At 41.1% G+C, this 23,843-nt stretch carries 24 protein-coding genes, 1 tRNA gene and 1 pseudogene; 14 read left to right on the forward strand and 12 right to left on the reverse strand.

The features are described from left to right. Nucleotides 1-93: 93 nt before the first annotated feature. Nucleotides 94-939: a hypothetical protein gene (locus WAE57_RS07325; RefSeq protein WP_337709655.1), complete on the reverse strand. Its 846-nt coding sequence runs from the start codon at nt 937-939 to the stop codon at nt 94-96. Between the two features lie 111 nt (nt 940-1,050). Continuing rightward, entirely contained in the window at nt 1,051-3,882 is a 2,832-nt protein-coding gene (gene uvrA, locus WAE57_RS07330) for an excinuclease ABC subunit UvrA (RefSeq protein ID WP_337709657.1), read from the reverse strand. A gap of 246 nt (nt 3,883-4,128) precedes the next feature. On the opposite strand from uvrA, the gene WAE57_RS07335 reads away from it, so the two are divergent. Then, a complete protein-coding gene (locus tag WAE57_RS07335; RefSeq protein WP_337709802.1) occupies nt 4,129-4,482 on the forward strand; it encodes a DUF1304 domain-containing protein in 354 nt (117 codons plus the stop codon). A gap of 182 nt (nt 4,483-4,664) precedes the next feature. Here WAE57_RS07335 and tenA read toward each other — a convergent pair whose 3' ends face one another. Continuing rightward, nucleotides 4,665-5,336 carry a thiaminase II gene (gene tenA / locus WAE57_RS07340; protein WP_337709659.1) on the reverse strand — a complete coding sequence of 224 codons (672 nt, stop codon included), beginning with the start codon at nt 5,334-5,336 and terminating at the stop codon, nt 4,665-4,667. Between the two features lie 237 nt (nt 5,337-5,573). On the opposite strand from tenA, the gene WAE57_RS07345 reads away from it, so the two are divergent. The 3 genes from WAE57_RS07345 (at nt 5,574) to ssb (ending at nt 8,818) form a co-directional block, all read left to right on the forward strand. Further along, on the forward strand, nt 5,574-6,659 hold the full coding sequence (locus WAE57_RS07345; protein WP_337709661.1) for a DUF475 domain-containing protein: 1,086 nt from the start codon (nt 5,574-5,576) through the stop codon (nt 6,657-6,659). Nucleotides 6,660-6,808: 149 nt separating this feature from the next. Next, nucleotides 6,809-8,173 (forward strand): MFS transporter, encoded by a 1,365-nt coding sequence (locus tag WAE57_RS07350; RefSeq protein WP_337709663.1) that lies wholly within the window; start codon nt 6,809-6,811, stop codon nt 8,171-8,173. A 51-nt stretch (nt 8,174-8,224) separates the two neighbouring features. After that, nucleotides 8,225-8,818 carry a single-stranded DNA-binding protein gene (gene ssb / locus WAE57_RS07355; RefSeq protein WP_086198969.1) on the forward strand — a complete coding sequence of 198 codons (594 nt, stop codon included), beginning with the start codon at nt 8,225-8,227 and terminating at the stop codon, nt 8,816-8,818. Between the two features lie 78 nt (nt 8,819-8,896). Here the strand turns inward: ssb and WAE57_RS07360 are convergent, their stop codons facing one another. Continuing rightward, complete coding sequence (locus WAE57_RS07360) at nt 8,897-9,361, reverse strand: hotdog fold domain-containing protein (RefSeq protein WP_337709665.1); 465 nt, start codon at nt 9,359-9,361, stop codon at nt 8,897-8,899. 139 nt (nt 9,362-9,500) lie between these two features. Here WAE57_RS07360 and WAE57_RS07365 point away from each other — a divergent pair, with 139 nt between their 5' ends. Continuing rightward, nucleotides 9,501-10,133: a TetR/AcrR family transcriptional regulator gene (locus tag WAE57_RS07365; protein WP_337709804.1), complete on the forward strand. Its 633-nt coding sequence runs from the start codon at nt 9,501-9,503 to the stop codon at nt 10,131-10,133. Between the two features lie 157 nt (nt 10,134-10,290). Continuing rightward, nucleotides 10,291-10,854 (forward strand): alkyl hydroperoxide reductase subunit C, encoded by a 564-nt coding sequence (ahpC, locus tag WAE57_RS07370; protein WP_337709667.1) that lies wholly within the window; start codon nt 10,291-10,293, stop codon nt 10,852-10,854. Nucleotides 10,855-10,925: 71 nt separating this feature from the next. Here the strand turns inward: ahpC and WAE57_RS07375 are convergent. Together WAE57_RS07375 and ycaC are read right to left on the reverse strand one after the other, a co-directional pair. Next, nucleotides 10,926-11,850 (reverse strand): annotated as a pseudogene (locus WAE57_RS07375) (LysR substrate-binding domain-containing protein). A 117-nt stretch (nt 11,851-11,967) separates the two neighbouring features. Continuing rightward, the gene (gene ycaC / locus WAE57_RS07380) at nt 11,968-12,600 is read right to left on the reverse strand and encodes an isochorismate family cysteine hydrolase YcaC (RefSeq protein WP_337709669.1); all 633 of its coding nucleotides are present in this window, start codon (nt 12,598-12,600) and stop codon (nt 11,968-11,970) included. A 315-nt stretch (nt 12,601-12,915) separates the two neighbouring features. On the opposite strand from ycaC, the gene WAE57_RS07385 reads away from it, so the two are divergent. The 3 genes from WAE57_RS07385 to WAE57_RS07395 all read left to right on the forward strand — a co-directional run bounded on the left by WAE57_RS07385 (nt 12,916) and on the right by WAE57_RS07395 (nt 16,354). Beyond that, on the forward strand, nt 12,916-13,803 hold the full coding sequence (locus WAE57_RS07385; protein WP_337709671.1) for a pirin family protein: 888 nt from the start codon (nt 12,916-12,918) through the stop codon (nt 13,801-13,803). 427 nt (nt 13,804-14,230) lie between these two features. Continuing rightward, nucleotides 14,231-15,529, forward strand: coding sequence for an FAD-dependent oxidoreductase (locus WAE57_RS07390; RefSeq protein ID WP_337709674.1), 1,299 nt, complete (start codon nt 14,231-14,233; stop codon nt 15,527-15,529). 3 nt (nt 15,530-15,532) lie between these two features. Continuing rightward, entirely contained in the window at nt 15,533-16,354 is an 822-nt protein-coding gene (locus WAE57_RS07395; protein ID WP_337709677.1) for a class I SAM-dependent methyltransferase, read from the forward strand. A gap of 100 nt (nt 16,355-16,454) precedes the next feature. Here WAE57_RS07395 and WAE57_RS07400 read toward each other — a convergent pair. Both WAE57_RS07400 and WAE57_RS07405 read right to left on the reverse strand, forming a co-directional pair. Continuing rightward, nucleotides 16,455-16,530 (reverse strand) — tRNA-Thr (locus WAE57_RS07400). Nucleotides 16,531-16,670: 140 nt separating this feature from the next. Next, complete coding sequence (locus WAE57_RS07405; protein ID WP_086174653.1) at nt 16,671-16,898, reverse strand: hypothetical protein; 228 nt, start codon at nt 16,896-16,898, stop codon at nt 16,671-16,673. Between the two features lie 183 nt (nt 16,899-17,081). On the opposite strand from WAE57_RS07405, the gene WAE57_RS07410 reads away from it, so the two are divergent. The 3 genes from WAE57_RS07410 to WAE57_RS07420 all read left to right on the forward strand — a co-directional run bounded on the left by WAE57_RS07410 (nt 17,082) and on the right by WAE57_RS07420 (nt 17,868). Continuing rightward, on the forward strand, nt 17,082-17,216 hold the full coding sequence (locus tag WAE57_RS07410; protein WP_337709680.1) for a hypothetical protein: 135 nt from the start codon (nt 17,082-17,084) through the stop codon (nt 17,214-17,216). A 65-nt stretch (nt 17,217-17,281) separates the two neighbouring features. Further along, nucleotides 17,282-17,473, forward strand: coding sequence for a hypothetical protein (locus WAE57_RS07415; protein ID WP_086174652.1), 192 nt, complete (start codon nt 17,282-17,284; stop codon nt 17,471-17,473). Between the two features lie 137 nt (nt 17,474-17,610). Beyond that, a complete protein-coding gene (locus WAE57_RS07420) occupies nt 17,611-17,868 on the forward strand; it encodes a hypothetical protein (protein WP_337709682.1) in 258 nt (85 codons plus the stop codon). Nucleotides 17,869-18,295: 427 nt separating this feature from the next. Here the strand turns inward: WAE57_RS07420 and WAE57_RS07425 are convergent, their stop codons facing one another. Further along, nucleotides 18,296-18,721: a hypothetical protein gene (locus WAE57_RS07425; protein ID WP_337709684.1), complete on the reverse strand. Its 426-nt coding sequence runs from the start codon at nt 18,719-18,721 to the stop codon at nt 18,296-18,298. 203 nt (nt 18,722-18,924) lie between these two features. Here WAE57_RS07425 and WAE57_RS07430 point away from each other — a divergent pair, with 203 nt between their 5' ends. Both WAE57_RS07430 and WAE57_RS07435 read left to right on the forward strand, forming a co-directional pair. Continuing rightward, nucleotides 18,925-21,180, forward strand: a complete 2,256-nt coding sequence (locus WAE57_RS07430; RefSeq protein ID WP_337709686.1) for a hypothetical protein — start codon at nt 18,925-18,927, stop codon at nt 21,178-21,180. A gap of 258 nt (nt 21,181-21,438) precedes the next feature. Next, complete coding sequence (locus WAE57_RS07435) at nt 21,439-22,377, forward strand: inovirus-type Gp2 protein (RefSeq protein WP_337709688.1); 939 nt, start codon at nt 21,439-21,441, stop codon at nt 22,375-22,377. Between the two features lie 70 nt (nt 22,378-22,447). On the opposite strand, the gene WAE57_RS07440 is transcribed toward WAE57_RS07435, so the two are convergent. The 3 genes from WAE57_RS07440 to WAE57_RS07450 form a co-directional block, all read right to left on the reverse strand. Then, nucleotides 22,448-22,774 carry a hypothetical protein gene (locus WAE57_RS07440; RefSeq protein WP_337709690.1) on the reverse strand — a complete coding sequence of 109 codons (327 nt, stop codon included), beginning with the start codon at nt 22,772-22,774 and terminating at the stop codon, nt 22,448-22,450. A 9-nt stretch (nt 22,775-22,783) separates the two neighbouring features. Next, the gene (locus WAE57_RS07445; RefSeq protein ID WP_337709692.1) at nt 22,784-22,987 is read right to left on the reverse strand and encodes a hypothetical protein; all 204 of its coding nucleotides are present in this window, start codon (nt 22,985-22,987) and stop codon (nt 22,784-22,786) included. 265 nt (nt 22,988-23,252) lie between these two features. Then, a complete protein-coding gene (locus WAE57_RS07450) occupies nt 23,253-23,825 on the reverse strand; it encodes a hypothetical protein (RefSeq protein ID WP_337709693.1) in 573 nt (190 codons plus the stop codon). Between the last annotated feature and the right edge of the window lie 18 nt (nt 23,826-23,843).

Consider the following 23,843-nt stretch of genomic DNA (forward strand, 5'->3'; position numbering starts at 1 on the left):
AAAGTGACAAAACCCATTTGTTTGACTGAGGGCACGTCCGTGCTACCCCAGTCAAACGGGCGACATCCATGTCGCTGGTCATGTGATTGGATTTCAGTTTTGATCTTTGGTTTTTTCTATTAAATAATTAATAAAGTTGGTGCAGGCAACAAGCATGAATTTGGCATCTATATAACTTAAATTGGATTCCTGTGCTGAACCGTGTCTAATGCCAGCTTCATCAGATGTATAACCATACAATTTGTTCAAGCTCTCCATTAATGTTGGATGTAATTCGTATTTGGTTCTAAGTCTAGGAATTGCTTTTCCTAAAGTCATTGAATCATCTTCTAACAGTAAGCGTGCCAAACCCTCTACAGCACTAATGGAGTCATGCATTGATTTGCTGTAATTAGGATTCTGGCGATCTGACATAAGTTTTAGAGCTTGATTCAAATGTTGTTGAATACCTGAATATTGATTTGTATTTATGAGAGCATCTTCAATGGACTGAATTTCTTGTTCTGAAGTAATTTCAATTATTTGCTCATTGATAACTTGATAAGCTGATTTTTCATCTATTAGGACTTTATTTATTTCAGAGATAAAAGATTCTTTAAAGTCTAAAAAAGGGTAATGGTGGATATTAAATTCGATAAAATCATAAATTTTAAACCATGGTAATTCTGTTAAAAAAATTCTTTTTAGTACACTAATTTTATGATTGTTTTCGGTAGGAATCTCATCTGTTGCTTTTTTGAAAAAAGAAAACCAATAAGTTTGAATTAATTGATCTAAAACATTGTGGCTACTTTGATTGAATATAAATGGCTTTTTATATTTTGAGTATAGATATATATCGAGCAGAGACCATAATCGTGTCTTTAAATCATGATCTATAGCATCTATTTGTATAGTCTCTCGAATTCTTGCGTATCCATTTCTTTTAGAAAACTGCATTCTATCCCCAATAAATCTAATTTTCTATTTATGCTTTTTTAATCCTCCCTAACCCTCCTTTGAAAAAGGAGGGAATACCCCTCTTTAAAAAGAGGGGTTAGGGGAGATTATTTATTTCAACAACGGCTTCAAGAACTTCGCTGTATGTGAAACCTTAGATTTCACCACTTCTTCCGGCGTACCTTCAGCAATAATCATCCCGCCACCAGCACCACCTTCAGGCCCAAGATCAATCACCCAGTCGGCCGTTTTAATCACATCCAGATTATGCTCAATCACCACAATGGTATTACCCTTGTCGCGTAGCTGATGCAGAATATCTAAGAGTTTCGCAATGTCATGGAAATGCAGACCTGTAGTCGGTTCATCCAAAATATACAAGGTTTTACCCGTATCACGCTTCGCCAACTCACGTGCCAGTTTTACACGCTGTGCTTCACCACCTGAAAGGGTAGTCGCAGATTGACCTAAACGGATATAACCCAAACCGACTTGAGTCAAAGTTTCTAGGCGACGGTGAATGACGGGGATGGCTTCAAAGAAATGCATGGCATCTTCAACCGTCATTTCCAGTACATCAGAAATGTTTTTACCTTTATAACCCACTTCCAAAGTTTCGCGGTTATAACGGTCGCCATGACAGGCATCGCAAGGCACATACATATCGGGCAGGAAATGCATAGCAACCTTAATCATGCCGTCGCCTTCACAGGCTTCACAACGACCACCTTTCACGTTAAACGAGAAACGACCCGCGGCATAACCACGTGCTTTGGCTTCAGGCGTTTGTGCAAACAATTCACGAATCGGGGTGAACAAACCGGTATAGGTCGCAGGGTTAGAACGTGGCGTACGTCCAATCGGACTTTGGTCAATATCCACGACTTTATCCAGGAATTGCAAGCCATCAATCGAGTCAAACTTTTCCGCGGTTAAAGTGGTTGCACCATTCAATTGCGTTGCGGCAAGCGGTAACAGGGTACGGTTAATCAAGGTCGATTTACCTGAACCTGAAACGCCCGTCACACAGGTCATAATGCCTAAAGGAATGGTCAAATCGACATTCTGTAAGTTATGACCTGCCGCACCCATCAGCTTGATTTTTTCTTCAGGTTTTGGTGGTTGAGTGCGAACTTCCGGCACTTTAATTTTTAATTTGCCTGAAAGATATTTGCCTGTAAGCGATTCAGGATTTGCCAAAATTTCTTCATAGGTGCCTTCGGCAATAATATGACCGCCATGCACACCGGCACCCGGGCCAATATCAATAATATGATCCGCAGCACGAATGGCATCTTCATCATGCTCGACTACAAGAACGGTATTGCCCAAGTCACGTAGGCGAACCAATGTTTCAAGCAAACGGTCGTTATCACGCTGATGCAAACCAATCGACGGTTCATCGAGTACGTACATCACCCCCATCAAACCGGCACCAATTTGCGAAGCTAAACGAATACGCTGTGCTTCACCACCCGACAGGGTTTCGGCAGAACGGGACAGACTTAAATAGTTCAAGCCGACAGAAACCAGGAAGTGTAAACGCTCACGGATTTCCTTAAAAATCTTGTCGGCAATTTCGCCTTTGGCACCTTCAAGATTTAAATCTTGATAATAGCTTTCGGCATCCCCAATCGACATTTTGGTAATTTGCGCAATGGTCTTGTCTTTAACCCGGACATTGCGGGAAATTTCATTCAGACGCGAACCGCCACAGGCATCACAGGCGGCATTGGATAAATATTGTGCTAAATCATCACGGACATAATTTGATTCGGTTTCACGGTAGCGACGCTCCAGATGCGGCAAAATTCCTTCAAAAGGTTGCACACGTTTATGGTGACGACCACGCTCATCGATATAACTTAAATCAACTTTGTCTTTACCCGTCCCGTAAAGAAATTTCTTTTTGGTCTCTGCATCCAGTTCATGCCACGGCGTATCTAAAGAAAAACCAAAATGCGCTGCGACTTTTTCAATCATGCTGTAGTAATAAGGACGCTGTCTGTCCCAGCCGCGAATCGCACCTTGGCTAATCGAAACTTCAGCATTCGGAATAAGTTTATCGGCACTGAAATGGCTACGGGTTCCCAGGCCATCACATACCGGGCAGGCACCGAAAGGGTTGTTGAATGAAAACAACCGTGGCTCAAGTTCCGCTACGGCACGGTCACATTCAGGGCAGGAGTGCTTGGCCGAGAATACCCGTTCAGGTTGCTCGCCTTTCATCCAGGCCAAAATGGCAATATCGCCACCTAAACGCAGCGCAGTTTCGAAGGATTCAGCGATGCGATTGCCTAAGTCATCACGTACTTTAAAACGGTCAACCACCACTTCAATGGTATGCTTTTTCTTTTTGTCCAGTTCTGGCGGCGTATCAATTTCAATGATTTCACCGTCGACACGGGCACGGACAAAGCCCTGACTTTGCAGCTGTTCAAACAGGTTGCTGTATTCACCTTTACGCTCACGCACCACCGGCGCAAGCAACATCAAGGCTGTGCCTTCTTCCAGACTTTTAACTGCATCCACCATTTCCGATACGGTCTGTGCCACCATGGGCAAATCATGCTCAGGACAATAGGGTGTGCCGACGCGTGCATACAACAGACGTAAATAGTCGTAAATTTCCGTGATTGTTCCCACAGTTGAACGCGGGTTATGGCTGGTCGATTTCTGCTCGATGGCAATCGCGGGACTTAAACCTTCAATCGAGTCGACTTCAGGTTTTTCCATTTGCGAAAGGAACTGGCGTGCATAGGCAGAAAGTGATTCCACATAACGGCGTTGACCTTCGGCATATAAGGTATCAAAGGCAAGGGATGATTTACCTGAACCCGAAAGCCCCGTAATCACCACAAACTTGTCGCGTGGAATATCGAGTGACACATTTTTTAAGTTATGGGTACGTGCACCTCGAATACGGATGTGACTTTGGCTCATGCAATGATCCTAGAAAATTCATCAAAAACGTATATATGATAGCGCATGAAAAATGTTCAAGCTTTATTTAATAAAAATAAAACGTCAGTCTGTGTCGGACTGGTCAAGGATTGAAACTCAATGCATGAAAATGGTCTTTCTCTGCACCTGCAAGTCATACATTTAAATATTGAAATTCAGTATTTCGACCGATTCATCGTTAAAATGCAAAATATCCTTTAAAGAATAAAAAATGGAAATCTCATGATGATTGCACAAATTCTTATTGCCCTGATTGCAGTGTTGCATCTCTATATTTTAATTTTAGAAATGTTTTTGTGGGATAAGCCTCTGGGCATGAAAGCCTTTGGCAATACTGCGGAAAAGGCAAAACTCACCAAAGTGCTGGCACAAAATCAGGGACTTTATAATGGCTTTTTAGCCGCAGGTTTGATCTGGTCGCTGCTTGCACCTGCAAGCTATGCGACTGCACTGGCGAATTTCTTTTTGGGCTGTGTGCTGGTTGCTGGGATTTATGGCGGTCTTACCGCAAGTAAAAAAATTATTTATATTCAGGCATTGCCGGCACTGCTGGCCTTAATGGCGGTGAATTTCCTCTAAGCAAACGATATTCTAAAGCTGGAATTTTTTGTAAAAAATTAGATAAGCGTGGGATATTGCCGGATTTTGCAGATGGCAAGGATTTTCCTGCTTTTCTCGAAAGAAAAGCAGGTCAAATCAAAGGTAGACTGGAAAAACCCGTTTAGAAGGATCAAGCGGCATGGTAATGGGGTTTCACATAATTATTCATCCAGACCCAACCACTGGCGTTGATCATAAGCACTATCCCAAAACAGCCATTCCAGTTTGGCCGCGGTAGTATAGGCATGATGCATTTTTTCCAGGGTATCGGCATCACAACGTGCCGCAACTTTATCAATCGTGGCAATCACCTGATCGACTGCCTGATTAAATTCTTCACCTGCATAGGTATCAATCCAGGCCTGATAAGGATTATTCGGAATGGAATGTTGGACAATCGCTTTGCCCACTTCGGCATAAATCCAGAAACAGGGCAGTAATGCAGCCAAAACGACTGGATAACTTTCTGACCAAGCAGTGGCTGTTAAAAATGAAGTGTAGTGGTGACAAGCCAGCGTGAGTGGCGTGGTTCTAAACTCATCTTTGCTGATGGCAAATTCCTGCATAAAGTCAGCATGCAGGCTGCGTTCAACCACAATGGCAATTTTTGCAGCATCAGCAAACTGCATCACATCCTCAGCAGTAAAGGCTTTTGCAGCACAGACTGCCAGTACACGACCATAAGTCAGTAAATAGTGAGCATCCTGAATGACATAATGACTAAAAATGTCTTTGCTCAAAGTCCCTTGTGCAAGTTGCTGGTTAAATGGCAAGGCTAAAGTTTTTTGATATAAAGCTAAATTTCGCTGCCATACATCTTGAGAAAAGCTCATGTCATCATCCTGTCGATATTAAAAGAAGAATTTACAGAAAGCGGGACTATAACAAGAGTTTTCAGCTCAAGATATGCAGCAAAAAAAATAGTGTATTTGTACCCAAAAAAAATCATACGAAGAACTTTGGCTTAATATCAAAAAGTCGTCATAATTATGCGCATAAAATCTTAAGTACTTTTTGTAAGTTTTACCGAATTCACTCGGTATAAATCTCTATTTATAGGTCGATCTATCATGATGAAACATTTTGGTTTCTCAATCATTTTTACGATCGTGTGTCTGGCTATATCTGCATACTGGGGCTTTACGCATGGCCCGGAAGCAGGTGTCAAGACCATGCTCACAGCACTGACCATTACTGCCATCCTGGCCGTGATGGAAGTGTCGCTTTCTTTCGATAATGCCGTGGTGAATGCCTCTGTACTCAGAGGCTGGAATCATTTCTGGAAAATGATCTTCTTGACGGTTGGGATTATCATTGCCGTATTTGGTATGCGTTTAGTCTTCCCAATTGTAATTGTTGCCGTGACTGCGGACATGGGCATGATGGAAGTGGTCAGTATGGCGCTGAATGATCCGATTAGTTATTCGGAAAAGCTGATGGCTCATCATGCGGAAATTGCAGCCTTTGGTGGCTCATTCCTGTTGCTGGTGTTCCTGAATTTCTTTCTGGATAGCGAAAAAGATACCCACTGGTTCAGATGGCTTGAAGCGCGTTTATCCAATCTGGCCAACGTACCTGCAATGTCAGTATTCCTGGCTTTAATTGGCTTGCTGATCATGGCAGCAAATGTAGAACAAGCCACACGTCTAGCCGTAACTATGGCCGGTATCTGGGGGATTGTGATCTACATTGGGGTTCAAGTACTGAGCCACCTGTTAGGCGGTGAACCTGAAATTGATGAACAGGGCAATGCGGTCGGTCATGATGCCAGTGGCGCTGCAACAGGCGTGATTAAAGCCGGTTTTGGCGGTTTTATTTATCTGGAAGTGCTGGATGCATCGTTCAGTTTTGATGGTGTAATCGGTGCTTTTGCCATTACTTCAGACGTTGTGATTATTATGCTCGGTCTTGCGATTGGTGCCATGTTCGTGCGTTCCATGACTATTTACCTGGTAGAGAAAGGTACATTGGATGCCTACGTTTACCTTGAGCATGGTGCACATTATGCGATTGGTGCCTTGGCCCTGATTATGCTGGCAAGTGGTACTGGCGTGCATGTGCCTGAAGTGGTCACCGGTTTAATTGGTGTAGCCTTTATTGTATGGGCAGTTATTGCCTCCATTCAATATAGCAAACGTCAAGAACGAATCGGTTAATCGTTTTTTAAGAAAACCGAGTACAATAGGGGCGCATGAAAATGTGCCCTTTTTTATGGTGGTTCATTCCTGAATAAATCAGCATCTGTAACAATGAATGTTGTAGGATAATCCATCGAAATGAAACTTATAGATCCAAGCCAATTGATATGATGAATGCTTTAGAACGCCGTTCAACCTTTGCCTTAAGCAGTATTTTTGCACTGCGTATGTTGGGCCTGTTCATGATTATTCCTGTATTTTCAGTAGCAGGACAGTCATATCAAGGGGCAACACCTGCGCTGATTGGTTTGGCGGTCGGGGTGTATGGTTTAACTCAGGCCATTTTACAAATTCCATTTAGTTTGCTGGCAGACCGCTTTAGCCGTAAGCCTCTGGTCATTCTGGGCTTGTTGCTGTTTGCTTTGGGTGGTGCAATTGCCGCAATGTCTGAAACCATTTATGGCGTAATTGTAGGGCGTGCCATTGCCGGTGGTGGTGCGGTTTCAGCAGTAGTGATGGCACTTTTGGCCGATGTGACTCGTGAAGAACAGCGCAGCAAAGCCATGGCTGTGATGGGTATGAGTATTGGTGTGTCCTTTATGGTGGCCTTCAGTCTGGGGCCTTGGCTAACCAGTCTGGTGGGAATTTCCGGCCTGTTTTGGGTCACGACCATTATGGGGCTGGCGGCAATCTCGATGTTGCTTTTGGTTCCGAAAGTGACCCGTCATCATAAAAATTACCAGCAAGGTTATCTCGCGCAACTAAAACAGGTATTGAAGATGGGCGATTTAAACCGTCTGCATGTTTCGGTATTTGCGCTGCATTTATTGCTCACCGCGATGTTTGTATATATGCCTTCGCAACTGATTCAGTTTGCCAATATTCCATTGGCCAGTCATGGTCTGGTGTATTTGCCACTGCTGATCATTAGCTTATTTTTTGCCTTCCCGAGCATTATTTTGGCGGAAAAATATCGCAAAATGCGCGGTATTTTCCTGACTGCGATTGGCGGTATTATTTTAGGCTTGCTGGTACTGATTTTTGGTTATGAGTCCAAATATATTTTACTGGTAGGTTTGGGATGCTTCTTTATTGCCTTTAACGTGATGGAAGCTTTATTGCCATCGTGGCTATCCAAATCGGCTCCGATTCAGTCCAAAGCAACTGCGATGGGTGTGAATGCCAGTAGCCAGTTTTTAGGTGCATTTTTTGGTGGCATGATTGGTGGTCAACTCTTGTTACTAAATAATACTTCAATGGGTTGGAGTATCTTGGCAGCACTCGCAATTGTCTGGTTATTGATCAGCTTTGGTTTAGCCCAGCCTCGTTATCTTTCCTCATTGGTATTACCTTTACCAGAGGCGAAACAAACGGATGAGTGGACTTCTCAACTTTTGGCAATTCGTGGTATTGAAGAGGTTGTGGTAATGCCCGATCAGCAATTTGCTTATGTTAAAATTGATAAACAGCTTATAGATGAAGCTGCGCGACAAGATTTAACGCAGTTGTTGGGTAAAGAGGTAGCCATTTAAGCATAACTCTTATAAAGTAAAATACAGAAATAAATAGGAAGTGTACGTCTGATGCGTGGTGTTAATAAAGTTATTTTAGTTGGAACTTTAGGTAAAGATCCTGAAACAAAAACCTTTCCAAATGGTGGTTCTCTTACTCAGTTTTCGATTGCAACCAGCGATTCGTGGACTGATAAAAATACCGGTGAGCGTAAAGAGCAAACTGAGTGGCATCGTATTGTGTTACATAACCGCCTAGGTGAAATTGCACAGCAATATCTACGTAAGGGTTCTAAAGTTTATATTGAAGGTTCATTGCGTACGCGTCAGTGGACAGATCAAAGCGGTCAAGAACGTTATACTACGGAAATTCGTGGTGAACAAATGCAAATGCTGGACAGCAACCGTCAGCAAGGTGAACAAGGTGCAGACAACGGCGGTTTTAACCAACCCCGTTTTAATAATAACCAAGGTGGCGGCTATAACAATAACAACAATAACCAAGGCGGTTATGGCGGTGCTAACCAAGGTGGTTACAACAACCAAAACAATCAGGGTAGTGGTTATGGCAACAACAACCCGGGTGGTTTTGCGCCAAAACAACAGCCTGCACCAGCGCCAGCAGCGGCTGCACCGGCAGATTTAGATGATGATCTACCGTTCTAATCGCAATTAAAACGGCAAATCGTCTTCAAAACCCTCCCATTGCGGAGGGTTTTTTAATGGGCAAATGATCAGTAATTTTTATTTCTTGGCAGAAACCCACATGGTGATGACGGCACGGAACACAACCTCCTGAGTCGTGTCTTTGACTTCAACCTGCACCAGATAATCACTGCCTGCATTCCACGGGAAATGGGCTTGCAACGGTGTGGCAACTGCAATTAAATCGGTGTTGGCTTTTTTCAGATATTCCACCTGCATGCCTTTGGGAATCCAGCGATGCGTATTAGGTACGGTGGCATCGGTCATGGTTCCTCCGGCAAGCTCTGCCATATTGCACATGGCAATGGCATGTACCGTGCCCAGATGATTCAGTACAGCGCGGTGCTTTTTCATCTTGATTTCGCAGTATTCCGGTTCCAGTCTTTCAAATAGGGGAGAGATACTGCTGAAATACGGAGCTTTTAAGCACAGCATTTTGGAAAATGTCCATTTGCCTGCCGGTTTATTTTCTAAAGCTTTCCATACTTTTAGTGCTTGGCTCATCAGAATTGTCCATATTTTAATTTCAAGAATATAATTCTAATACAGAATATTATTCTGTTATTTGGCGCAACTGACTGCTTTTTGATAAAAAATGGTCTATGATTTTGCCTGGTCTCATCATGTATCGAAGCATATGGATATGCAGCAAGCCGATTTACTCCAGCGTATTTATCCCGGACGCCGTGCCGAACTGAAGCGTATTTTGCTGCAGCATGCTCTGAATTGCTTTGCCGAATTCGGTATTGAAGCCAGCAGCATTGAAATGATTCGTGCGCGTGCTGACAGTAGTGTCGGGGCGATTTATCATCATTTTAAAAACAAGGAAGGCATGGTTGGAGCCCTCTTTAGTGCGGCCTTGCAAGATCAGATGCAGCAGCGCACAGCAGCCTTACAGCAAGCTCAAGGCGTGCAACAGGGGCTGGCGGTTATCATTGGCCAATATGTCGATTGGGTGGTGCAGAACCCCGACTTTGCCCGGTTCCTGTTTATGGCGCGCATGGGTTTAGGTGCAGAACAGCATGCAGCAGTTGCCGTTCAAAACCAGCAACGTAATCAGGCGGTATTTGCCTGGTTGCAACAGCAGCCTGATGAAGAGCTTGCGCAACTTGCAAAAATTCCGCGTGAATTACTGTTGTCTTTAATGCTGGGAGCAACTGAAAGTTATTGTCGAGCCTGGTTGTCGCACAAAGTCAGTACTAATCCAAGTGCATATAAGCAGGCCTTGATTGATGCCGCCTGGCAATCCATTGCGCAGTTTCCCGCTCATGCCTAAATCGGATACAGCAATTAAACAGTAAAACAGGATAGAATTAAAGGATCTAAAAATCCGATAATTTTTATAAAAAAGTACGGTTTTACCTATTTATATAATTTTCGTATTCTAGCTTCACAAGATAAGCAATCCCAGAAACGAGCTAGAGGAATATCTGATGAGTTTAATTAATACTGCAGTGAAACCATTCAATGCAACAGCGTATAAAAATGGCGAATTCATTCAAGTGTCTGAACAAGACATGATCGGGAAATGGTCAGTGATGTTCTTTTATCCTGCAGATTTCACATTCGTTTGTCCAACAGAACTTGGTGATTTGGCGGATAACTATGCTGAATTCCAAAAAATGGGCGTAGAGATTTATTCAGTATCTACAGATACTCATTTCACCCATAAAGCTTGGCATGATTCTTCAGATGAGATCAAAAAAATCCAGTATGCAATGGTCGGCGACCCAACCTGGACTTTGGCGAAAAACTTTGAAGTGTTAATCGAAGCTGAAGGTCTGGCAGACCGAGGTACTTTCGTGATTGACCCAGAAGGTAAAATCCAGATTATCGAAATCAACGCTGGCGGTATTGGCCGTGATGCTCAAGAACTTCTACGTAAGGTCAAAGCTGCACAATATGTCCATGCTCACCCCGGGGAAGTTTGCCCGGCAAAATGGAAAGAAGGCGATGCAACCCTTGCTCCTTCAATCGACTTGATTGGTAAAATCTAAGTTTAGATTTACATTTTCTGTAAAAAAACCAGAATTTCGGTTCTGGTTTTTTTATGTCTATGATCTGCAAATTAAGGCATATAGCCGAGATGATCTTTGGCTAAATCCCTTAAACCTTCAATCAGGTAATCAATCAGTTTTTCCATCACCAGACGCTGGCCTTTACGCGAGGCATACACCAGCTGTACCGTACCTAAATTCGAGCACCATTCCGGTAACACATGAATCAACTTGCCTTGCTGGATATCCTGTTCAACCGCCAAATAGGGCAAGTCAGCAATGCCTAAACCGTCACGTACGGCATAGTAGACTCCTGCCAGATCATTGCTTTTGATCCGCGGTTGCAGTGGAATATCTATGGCTTCATCATGCTCGCGATTGTGCAAATGCCAGTAATATTGTGATTTTTGCGTACCGAGAACAATACTCGGAAATTCATGCAATTCGGTGAAATGCTGGATTTGTCGTCCTTGTAGCAGTTCCGGACTGGCCATCAGACAATGCGTGGTTTTAATCACATCACGGACAATTAAACTGGAATCTTCATTGGCCTGAAAATTGGTACGGATCGCCAGGTCGGATATCATCATGCAGCAGATCGACACGGCGGCTGGTCAGCTCCAGTTCAATCTGGACTTTGGGATAATCTTTTAAAAATTGATTGAGTAAAGTGCGCACCTGAAACTGCATCATCAGCGCAGGACAGCTGATTTTAATCAGGCCCTGTGGCTCACTTTTCTGTTTCAGCAACACATTATTGGCACATTCGACCTGAGCAATGACCTTGCAACATTCCTGATAAAATTCCTGCCCCAAAGGCGTCACTTTAAAATGACGGGTGGAACGCTGAATCAGGCTGACATTAAACTGGCTTTCCAGGTCTAAAATGCGGCGGCTGAGTTTTGATTTGGTGATATTGCTAGCTTCACTTGCTGCACTAAATCCGCCGTGTTTGACCACCAGGAAAAAGTAATAATCATCATCAAATGAATGCATACATCATGCTCCAAACTGAATCAGGGAATAGCTATTATTCTAGCTGAAAATCAGCCAGATAACGGATATTGAATAAGACAGAATAAGCGATCCGAAGACCGCTTATTCTAAAAAAGATTATGGTTGTTTTTGACCACTGTGCTGGTTATAGCTGTTGATCAGGTTGCGATAATCAGGAATGTGATTCGAGAACAAAGTCCCCAAACCTTCAACATCGTTACGCCAGTCACGGTGTAATTCACAGGCAGCGCCAAACCAGGTCATCAGTTGCGCACCGGCATTAGACATACGCTCCCAGGCAGAATCACGGGTGAGGTGGTTAAAAGTACCGGACGCATCGGTAATCACAAAAACTTCAAAATCTTCTTCAAGCGCTGAAAGTGCCGGGAAGGCCACACAGACTTCAGTCACCACACCGGCAATAATCAGTTGCTTTTTGCCTGTTGCTTTAACTGCTTTGACAAAGTCTTCATTGTCCCAGGCATTAATTTGACCTGGACGGGCAATATAGGGTGCATCCGGGAACATTTCTTTCAGTTCAGGAATCAATGGACCATTGGGGCCCTGTTCAAAACTGGTGGTTAAAATGGTCGGAAGATTGAAATATTTGGCAGCTGCGGCAAGTGCCAGTACGTTATTTTTAAATTTGTCAGGATCGATATCACGTACTAGGGATAACAGACCGGTTTGATGATCGACCAACAGAACCGCTGCATTATCTTTATCTAAACGAACATAGGGTTTGCCCATTTTTCTATTCCTCCTTGTGATGAAAAACATACTGACATCAACCGAAAATAACAGTGTGGTGATGTCGTGATATTTTTTATGCTAAGTGTGAAAATAGGACAATGAAAGCGCTGATTTCGAGAAGATTAATCATGAAAATAGGATAATTTATAAAGATGAGCCTTTATTTTAAATATTTAAACTTGATGATTATTCTATAAAGTCATTTTGTCTTATTCATGGGACACTGTGTATTGAGGTCGCTATATATTCAGAACAATGAACGCACTAATATAAGCTCATGTTCATCCTATCGAGAATATAGGAGTTTAAAAGATGAAAAAAGTGATTGGCGTTTACCGTAACCAGAACATGCATTGGGTGGGTGATGGTTTTCCGGTCAAGAACCTGTTTTCCTACGACCGTTTAGGCCAGGCGATTAGTCCATTTTTACTGTTGGATTATGCTGCACCCTATCATTTTAGTCCGACGACGCAGCAGCATGGTGTCGGCTCGCATCCACATCGCGGTTTTGAAACCGTCACCCTCGCCTATCAGGGGGAAGTGACACATAAAGACTCGGCGGGTGGTGGTGGCACCATTCAAAGTGGCGATGTGCAATGGATGACTGCCGGTGCAGGTTTGGTACATGAAGAGTTTCATTCTGAAGATTTTGCCAAGAATGGCGGATTGTTTGAAATGGTCCAACTGTGGGTCAACTTGCCGGCAGCGGACAAAATGACCCCGCCTAAGTATCAGGCTATTCAATCACATGATATTCCTGTGATTGAGTTTGAACAGGGTGCAGGACATATCCGGGTAATTGCCGGCCGCTATATGGACGGTGATGCAGAATATCGCGGTCCTGCTTCAACCCATAGTCCGGTCAATGTCTGGGATGGCGAACTCAAGGCAGAGCAGGTTCAGCATCTGCATGTCCCTGTCGATCACAACGTGTTGGTTGTGGTGCTGTCAGGTGAAATGCAGTTGAATGGAACGCAGCATGTGCAAGACAGTTCTATTGTCATGTTTGCTCAAGATGGTGAAGCCGATATTCAACTGGAAGCGATTAAAGACAGCAAATTTTTGCTACTGACCGGCCAACCTTTGAATGAGCCAATTCAGGGCTATGGTCCCTTTGTGATGAATAGCAAAGATGAGATCGTTCAAGCCTTTAACGACTTTAATAGCGGCAAGTTTGGTGAGATTCCGGTTGCCGGTTAATTTTAGCCATTCATTGGTCACTCGAAAAATAAAGAAGCCCCTAAATTTTTAGGGGCTTTTTGCGAAATAAATTTTCTTGTTTTTACAGCATTTGCATAGTTATAGGTGATTAAAAGTGGATATGTTAGTCCAATTATTATGTGATGCATCATAGTGATATTTTTTGGTTTTGTAAAACAATCGTTATAATATTGGTTAATATATATATGCTTTTTTAAACAGTTTTATCTGTTAAGATTGTAAATTTTAATAATATATTGAATTTATTTTATGTTATTTGTTGTATAAATAAATGTAAAAAAATTTCTAATTCCAATTATGATGACTTTTGTTAAAAAAACATATTCTGGAATATTTTAATACCCCCTTTTAATCTCGCTTGGTTCATAATTTCAAGAATCATATGTGTAACTGACGGATAATAATTTTGGATATTGCAGTTATTGGTAGTGGCATGGCTGGGCTAGCTACTGCAAGAATTCTTAAAGATGCAGGGCATAGCATCACTATTTTTGAAGCTCTACCGGGTCGTGGTATGGATAGCCATAGCATTGAATTCGAAGGCGGCTTAATTGATGCACCTTTGCGCGTCATGAATCCGCATTTGTGGCAAAACACCCTCAGTCTGGCAACTTACTTGGGAATCAAAACCTTTCCTGTACGCACTTATATGGCATGCAGCTGGTTGTTTGAAGACCGTACTGAAACCTGGTTGACCACTTCGCGTAGTCGCATTGGTAATTTCCCGATTATTAATAACCGTAAAGGTATCCAGCAATACGGCTGGCGCCTGGTTAAAGGCATGCTGCAACTCAAAACAGCCATCGCCAAATTTTTCAAATCGAAGAACCAGGACATTACACTGGCTGAATTCATCAATGACAATGATATAGAAGAAGTGTTCTGGCATGGCGCAGTGATGCCGGTGCTGTATACCATCTGTACCTGTAATCCGAAAACCATTGGGGAATGGCCGGCAAAACCCTTGTTGGTTTTCTTGCGTCAATTGACCAATGGTGATGCCTTGTTACGTTTACAGGGCGGTACCCCGGCCCTGGTCGACAAGCTGATTGAAGGCATTGAAATTCGTGGTGGTTCGGCCATTACTCATGTTCAACAGCAAGAGCAGGGCGTGTTGATTGAAAATTCACAGGGCGAACACTATGTGTTTGACCATGTGATTGTGGCCACACCCACCAATAAAATCGAAAAATTCCTGGATAATGAACAATTTGCTGATGATCTTGCATTGTTAAAGCAATTTAAATTTGAACAGGGGCAGCTGGTCATTCATACCGACCAGACTGTCATGCCACCTAAGCGTAAAGATTGGGCGGTGCTCAGTTATATGATGGACCGTAAATTTACCCGTCAGCAATTTACAGTCTGGTTGAATTCGGTCGAACCAAGTCTGGTCGGTAAAAATCCAGTGTTCCAAACCTGGCAGCCGGTGACGGATATTGACCCGAAAAAAATCATTTCATCCGTGACCTTAACCCGTGCGGTGGTAGATTCTCAAACCGTTGCGTTGAATAAAGAACTGCAAATTCGGCATAAAGATATGAACCGTAAAGTATTCTACTGTGGTTCATGGTCTTGTGATGGTTTGCCAGTGCTCGAATCTGCCGTGACTTCAGCGATGCATATTGCAGAAATTTTAGGTGCTCCATTGCCGTTTGTTGGATTAAAACCTAAAGTTGAGGTTGCCCCACAACTCGGCTACTAAAATATGAAATGGCTTCAAGCGATTCGGCAGAAACTTCCTCAACATAAATACGCGATTAACGCAAAACAGTTAGGAGATGATGCCGTACTCGCCTGGAGCAATCTGGGTTATTGGGAGGATGCAACGTTGTCCTATCCAGAAGCTTGTGCCCAATTGGCAGATCAATTGGCGCAAGCGGTCGCTTTAAATGCAAATGATTGTTTGCTGGATCTAGGCTGTGGGCAGGGGGCAAGTCTGCTGCACTGGCAGCAGCACTATCAGGTTCGGCATATTGAAGCAGTCGAGTTACAATCCAGCTGCGTGCAGCAAATTCAACAGCATCTTCCGCAACTTGCAGCCATCTATCAGCAATCTTTTTTAAATTTAAAACAGATTCCTTTCAAGCAGTGCTTTGATGTGGTGCTATGTATCGATGCTGCTTATCATTGCGATTTAAATTCATTTCTTTATGCGGTCAGCGCGGTGTTAAACGAAAAAGGCCGCTTGGGTATGCATTATTTAATGTTGTCTGAGCAATGGCTGAATTTAAGCGCAGTGCAAAAGCAGAAATATAAATGGTTGTTAAAAGCTGCCGATGTGCATTTAGATGATTTAATGACGGTATCGGCATTAGAACAGACATTCCGGCAGCATGATTTTACCGATATAACCATTCGGGATTTATCGCCTGCCGTTTTGCAGGGCTTTGCAAATTACATTCAGCAATTACCCCAGCACAATACCGATCTGGATGCCTTTAAAATTCGCATGACCGCAAAGCTCTGTCATAAGCTGTATGTAGATGGTCTGGTCAAATATGTGCAAATCACGGCGCACACACCCTAAAGAACTGGCTGTTGAATATTGTAAGTTTTAAAATCTAAGTTTTAAAAGTAATCATCTAAAAACAACAAAGCCTCACTAAAAAGCGAGGCTAAGTATAAAATGGTGCCGGCACACGGATTCGAACTGTGGACCTACTGATTACAAGTCAGTTGCTCTACCAACTGAGCTATGCCGGCAACGTGCAGAGAATAATAGCGATTTTTTTTGAAAACGCAAGCCAAAAAATGAGCGGTTGGATTTGGTGAATGGATTTGGAAATTCTCAATCATCCTCTACATCCGCTATTTACCTTCATGTGCTTTTGCCATTGAATCGGTTATTTGCTCCTTAAAATCTGATCCAGGTCTTGTGCACATTCTTCCAGGGTTAAAGCCATATCGATTTGCATTTGTGGTTTAAGTTCATTGGCAAGCTTTCGCCACTGTTCAATGAGTCGAATCGCTTTTTGAATTTTATGTTTATTCATATCTTTGGCAATCGTTGGAGTATAACCACCACGTTTAGCATTCTTGATTTGTTTGACATAATTATTGCTGGTATTCATATCTACTCCCGAATAGCAGTTTTTCTATGTGTTCAATGTGCTGTTACAGGTCGAATTAAGGCTCTGTTATATGATTGTTATCATGGAAATATTGCATTTATATGATCATATCTCGACAGTTTTTTTACCTTGTGAGCTTGAAGTAATGAGATGCAGTAATTGTGCCATTTAGGTGACATGTTAATGAAAGATCGGACTTTACAGGCTTTTGGTAATCAATGTGAAGCTGATTTCATCGCGTTTGTTGCAGATCAATCATCTAGAGATATTACATTTACAATGATGGAAATTGAAACATGGCTGGAGTTGGAAGATTAAATTTAAGGCGTAGATTAATGCTGATGTAGCGCAGTGATCAATGGCAATGCACAGGATAGATAAACATGACTGAACAAGATAATTCACAACCAGATCAGCAAAAACAGCCTGTTCCTTTAATTCAACATCCTGATCAGCAGAAACACCCTAATCCACCCAACCCTCAACCGGACCAACCCGACCAGCATATCGGGACAGCCAATCCGCAAAAAAATCCGGACGAACAGCCTGAAAATCCAATCAGACAACAGAAATAAAGGATCTTCTGTGGGGCTTGAATGAGGAATCCCGTTCTTATCATTTCATCGGTAGGGATAAGTGACTTTTTTCTGGCAAAGTGCCCGGATGAGGGTTGCTTATCAATAGGTCAATAGGCTCAAGGAGAATATATAAGATGACAAAACGGACCAGAATGATCAGTACTGTCGTGGTACTTATGTTTATCGCCATTGCTGTATTGCTGTATTTTCAGTCCAACAAAGAACAGGAATTTGGTGGCTTTGAGGAGGGTACAGAGCAATACTATGGCTATCGCTATGTACAAGACAATCTTAAATCTGTAGATCAATGCGATGATGATAAAGATGATCCGTCCATGAATTTCAACGAGGAGTTTTTTCAGGGATGCCAGAAATATTTTGAAGATAAATAAGGCTTCAAAAGCAGTGAATATAAACCGTCTGTTGCTCAGTTCTTTTCTGTTTAAATCATTTTTAAATATAAATTATATATAGAGGCGAAATTGGCTGCCTAATGTGACACCCGCTAGCCTGATCTGAGCTTATTAAGCCGCAGTAGATAATATAAAAACCTCAATCTTGACGATTTTTCCCAGTTTATTTTCACGATTTTAGAACTGCTGGGTATTTTTGCTGAATGGTATACGATAAAAAGGCCTAAACCATTACAGTTTAAGCCTTTCTTCACTGCTTTGGATTGCAGTTCTTTCGAATTTGGCGAGAGAGGGAGTCATATTTTTAACTTAATATTATGAAATAATTATTTATTTTTAAATTATATATTTATTTTACCCCTAGTTATACCCCCAATATGACTAAGATGGTTTGATTATGATGCGTCTACTTAATTTCTAAGGGAGTATCAGTAGTTTGTATATTTTTATTTTGTTCTCTCATCACGTAAATGGATCTTATTGCTCCTGAAACTGGTGAAGCTAATGCTTGGGTTTGTGGAAATAGATGGAGACCTGTAAATACAGCAGCTTCAAGTATGCGACTTTTTAATTCTACTATTTTTGTCCGATTTTCAATATTGCAATTCGTCAAATATTCAATATGACTCTTCTGTTTTTCTAGTTGTTTTTGCAAATGTTGAATTTCTACATTGTCTTCTTTTTGGATGTTAAGCAACGTTAACATTTTCTGTTCATCAAATTTTTTGTCGAAATCTCTTTCAATTGCATTCTTTTCAAATTGGTAATTAAGAAGGTGTCTTTTCACCTCGTATTTTTTACAAAATTCAGCAATGGTTATTTTGGCAGTCATGTCAAAAAAGTAGCTTAAGTAGATATGTAGAATTCTACACTGATCAAAAAAAAATCTAAAATTTAGTGTGGATTAATAAGATTTATAAGATGACTTTTATAGTTAAGAACTGAATTATTAAGTTAATTAGTTGGAATAATATGTTGTTAAATGTATTTTTTAATAGGTATAATTATTAAATTACAATTAGTTAGTTGGTATTTATGCCTGATATTCAATATACTTCTGATAGAAGTATGATAAAAATTCTAAAAAATAAATACGATATCGATTACAAAGATTGGGGAAGTGATGATGTTAAAGACATTGCGATTTTCAAAAATTGGATGCGGCTCTTTGATGCTCTTTGTTATCTCGGTAACAAAGCTATTAATGGCTCAGTGTTAAATGAAAGTGACTTTCAAATAGCGTCAACTATTCAAAATATATTTGAACGTCTTGGTGAAGAACATAGGGGTATTTTTGATTACCCGTATCAAATTCGATTTGAGTTATTTCATGTTTTTAAACAATGCTTGGAACTATATGATCAACAGGTAATAGGTTTTGGGCACAATAAATTTCTTCAAAGTTTGAGTCACCATGCCGAATATGGGCAAAAATTTCCTGCTGGCGCTTGTGTTAAGTTCTATTCTATTTTTAAACAACAACTAGATTTAGGTGGTAGTGGGTCAAATTGGATCTCTATGAATCAGCAACGACTTGTTGCGAGTCAAAGTGAGATTTATGAGCTTTATAAGCGCTATGGCAGCTTGAGCACAATAAACGTGATATACCAGTTAAGACTGACCAAAGATCAGAGGCAGCAGTTTCACGTGTTTCGTTTAATCGAACAGCAGATCGCATCAGATACCCGTTTACTTAAAGTTTTATTCAAGTTTGAAGATGATGGTCAGCAAGGGTGTTTCTTAAATTGTATTTTAATCTATCCCAGTCAGGCCCTTTCGAACATTAATAAATGTATAGGTCAGCTCGAGTTGCTGGCTGAAATGTGCATAAATGATATAGAGATAAAATTTCGAAATTGGGGCAGTGAACTCAGTCGGATCTCAGGAGAGGATGTAGTCGGATTAATCAATAATATTGGAAAATTAGAAATTTTTTTATATTGGGCTGTTGGTTCATTTTACAGGCACGATGATTTTTTTTATTACGCTTCTCCAATATGCGAATTAAGTGATGAAGAATTTCGACATGAACAAGTGTGGAAACCTTGGACCTTAAGTCTTAAGCCAGATAAAGCGGGAATGCTTAAAAATCTTACACATATCAGCCAAGCAGAATTAATGAGTTATATTTCTGATACTGAGAAGGTTTGGTCAACTAAAATTTTATCAGTCCAACTTCAAAAGGAATTAGAGATTGATAGAATTTTCTTATCTGAACTTCCATATGAATTAGAGCAACTTAAAACGTTGAATAGAGAAATACTTGGTTGCTTACAAGTTTTTCAAACATTTTTAAATATTGGCAGTGAACCATTTTTTTTCGTTGAAAAACTTAATGACCTGATTACGTCTGTAGAGCCGAGTAAGCTAGGTTGCCAATTGATCTATCTTTTTAATTTATTGTGTCAACAACCTGAGCTTAGATATCACATCAAAGAACTTGATGGATGGCTATGGCAACGCTTTCAGAAAGTTTTGAATAGTAAACTATGGTCTGAATTAGAGAGGTTATCACTGAATGGTAGTCAAGCGATTACGGATGTTCAAACTCTACAGCATCTTAATACATTGCGAGACCTCCATCCAGACCCACTGTCAGCTAGGAGCCCTGGATTCGATATAAGTAATGAAAACCATGCAATCACTAATTTTGATGAATCTTTTGCTTGTAAGCGACGTACGAGAGATGCTCAAGAATATTTAGGCGGTTTACTAAAGCATGATCAATTGATCTGCCGTTTTAAATTTTATGCTGAGGTTGGTAATGTTTCAATTTTGAAAGAAAGAGAAACATTCTCAGTGAATTTTACTGAGTTTTTAAGAGTTCATAAACGGAGTGGTTTACTCAAAGACCTTAACGGATATTTTTTGATTTGGTCAAATAAATTCATTCATAATCAATTTGAGAAACAAAAAGTCGATCCATATGTCGATATAGTTTTACTCGTTGAGCCGTCATATGGTTTTTGTTTTTCTTCATTTGAACAAAATCTTATTTTAGCATGGGAAAAATTTAAGGGTAAAAATGCACTATCATCTGAACATATAAGGTACTTTAGATCTAGTGGTTTGGTGTCTGTAAATTTGATGAATTCTGAAGAGCTTTTAACCTCAACGTTGGTGCACTTTGAGAAGAGAAATACAAGACTGAAAAAAGTGCTTTTGGAAAAGCTAGTTCCTTACTTTACTTATAGACATTTCTATTTGCCAAAATTTTATGATGTGAAAAAGAATAAAAAGATCAAAATGTTCAGTAAAGGGTCATCAACATCAAAAACTTCATCAAAATGATGGGGTTTAGGTGACCTAACTTTAGCTTAAGTCGCTTTAAGATAAATTTCTGTGTTACACGGCTATACTTGAAAATAACTGTCTATGTAACAAGGGGATTTTTCACTACTGATGAACAGGTTATTAATATAATGAATATATCTTAGTGTTAGTATATTTTCTATATTAACCATTTAGGTTTATTGCATAATATTTATGTGTATGTAAAAGAAAACTTAATGCCTAGTGATATGCATTAAACATTCACTAGGATATTATATGTGCTTAATACTATCAATTAATAATGAATCAAAAGTCTTGATTGATGTAGATCGGTTTATACAGTCAATCTATAAAACTGAACTTAATGAAACTCTATTTAAAAATATATTGAATGATCTCGTTCCTAAGTTCAAAGCAGTTTATAAACTTTATTTGAAGTACAGTGAGAGTATCTGTGTCTTTAAGAGAATGGTATGTTCATTAGATGAAATATTGCTTGGAACTAAGAGCATTGATGATCTAAGTAATTATGAATTAAGGTTTTTATGGAATAATGCTTTAATTTATTTTAATGATGTTAATTTAGAATTGTTAGGGTTTAAGAATCAAGAGAAAAGAAATCGTAATGGTTTAGAAGAATATCTAACTCAGCTGACTAAACACTATTCCAAATTGCTGTTTATACGGATTGATTTAAGTATAGCACTAGAGCACCAGCATGAAGTCGGTATTGAGCAGTTTAATCATTACCTACGTATCTTCATTAACCGTGTACAGAATCAAGATACCTGTTTCAAAGACCTGCAGGGGTATATATGGGCTATTGAACAAGGGGAGAAAAAGGGTTATCACAGCCATGTATTACTGATCTACGACGGACATAAGCACCAAAAAGATTTCGGTATGGCCATACAGGTTGGGCAATGCTGGACTAAGATAACAGAGGGTAAAGGTTATGTCTTTACTTCTAACTCTCCTGAGTACAAAGAACGCTTTAATCAAAAAGGCATTTTAGGCATTGGTATGATCTACCGAAGCAATCCCCAGCAAGTACAGAATGCAATCAATGCTGCAATGTATCTGGTCAATCCTGAAAAAGACCATCAGCATCTACGAGTGAAAGTAAGTGGTATGCGTTCATTTGGTAAAGGGCAGTACGAGATTGGCAAACGCCGCGATTGTGTAGTTGCTATCCCCTGCTGTTCAAGGGTTTAAGTTATGTAGTGATTATCCTTGATGAAATGGATGTGTAATGTATTACAACATTACACATCTTATGTTGAAATTACCCAATCCGATAAGCATAAGTTCCATTGGCGGTACTGATGCTGACTTCACGAATTTTCTCAACTTTGCAGCGCGGGTAGGCTAAAGCCGCTGAGCCGTAACGCATGTTTTTATAATCATACATGCGGGTAATGCCGCAGTTGCCGCGGTTGACTTGTATGCCGGTAATGGTGGTGGGCTGATCGTTGAGTGAAATAATGTCGATCTTATCGATATAGCCCGTCAATGAACCTTGCGATTCAGCGCGGTAAACGCGTATGTCAAGTTCTTCTTCAGGCATGGCTTCAGCTTCCGTTTCTTCATCAGCAATCGATGCCGTGTCCAAATTTTCATTCTACATAGCTGTTGCAGATGAAGCCGGCATTTCATCCTCGGGCAGCGTTTCGCTTAAATCCGTTTGCATGAATTTCTGGGTTTTTGGATCAAGCTCTGCCTGTGGCTGATCAGTTTGCTGTTTGGCCTTATCTTGTGAAGGGCTGCAAGCACTGAGTAATGCTATCGATAAGCAGGCAGTAGTGAATAATTTTATATGGGTCATGTCATTCTTCTTGGTAAATGTTCTCTGTCTCAGTTCTTCCGGGGGATTGAAATTTTTTGCGCTGATTCAATGGATAGGCAGAATAAGCCAAGACAGAGGAAAATGGTTTATAGACCTGTGCTAAAAAGAGCTGATTTCGCGGGGGGATAGCCCCTACAGCACTCCCCAGAGCGTGTTTTAACGATCAAGGCATCACCTGATTCAGCAAAGCGTGTAATCTTCATTACAGCACCTGTCAGAGTTTCAGCTATAGCTGCTGAGGAGGCTATTCATCAACAATGGCGCTGTAGGTTAATTTGCCATGTGCGGTGTAAAGATAGATTTCCTTGATTTCATCCGCAGTACATCCCTTTAGCAGCAGGTTGAATTTATCGCCGTAGTAGGTTCGCTTAGGAAATTTAACCGTATATGGTTCTATGCCAATAACTTTGCAGTTGGGATTGTCCATTTCCACCTTATCCAGCACATCGTCAATTTCAGAAAAAACGTGTAAGCGTGTGGTATCCAAGACCGTCTCTGTGCGCACCTTAAATCCAACATAAGCTTCGGCAGGCCTAAACTTCACTTCAAGTGCTTCACCGGGCAATAGCTTTCTTTTCAGCTGCGGAGGCGGAATATCAATATTCTCAGCCCCTTCATAAATGCTGTCCGGGTCATAGCGGTCATGCGCGATGGCGGCTGCTTCGGCCTCACGCTCTTTTGCCTCATCTTTCGCGGCGCTGTCCTCAGGTGAAACAGATTCATGTGCGCTATCAGCAGCAGAAGCTGGGCTTTCAGGTATTTTGCTGCAGGCGGTGAGCAGGGTGCAAATTGCAGCCGTGATGATCATTTTTTTCATGGCGGTATGTCCTTTAAA

This window comes from Acinetobacter sp. NS-4 (assembly GCF_037402435.1).
Lineage (GTDB): Bacteria > Pseudomonadota > Gammaproteobacteria > Pseudomonadales > Moraxellaceae > Acinetobacter.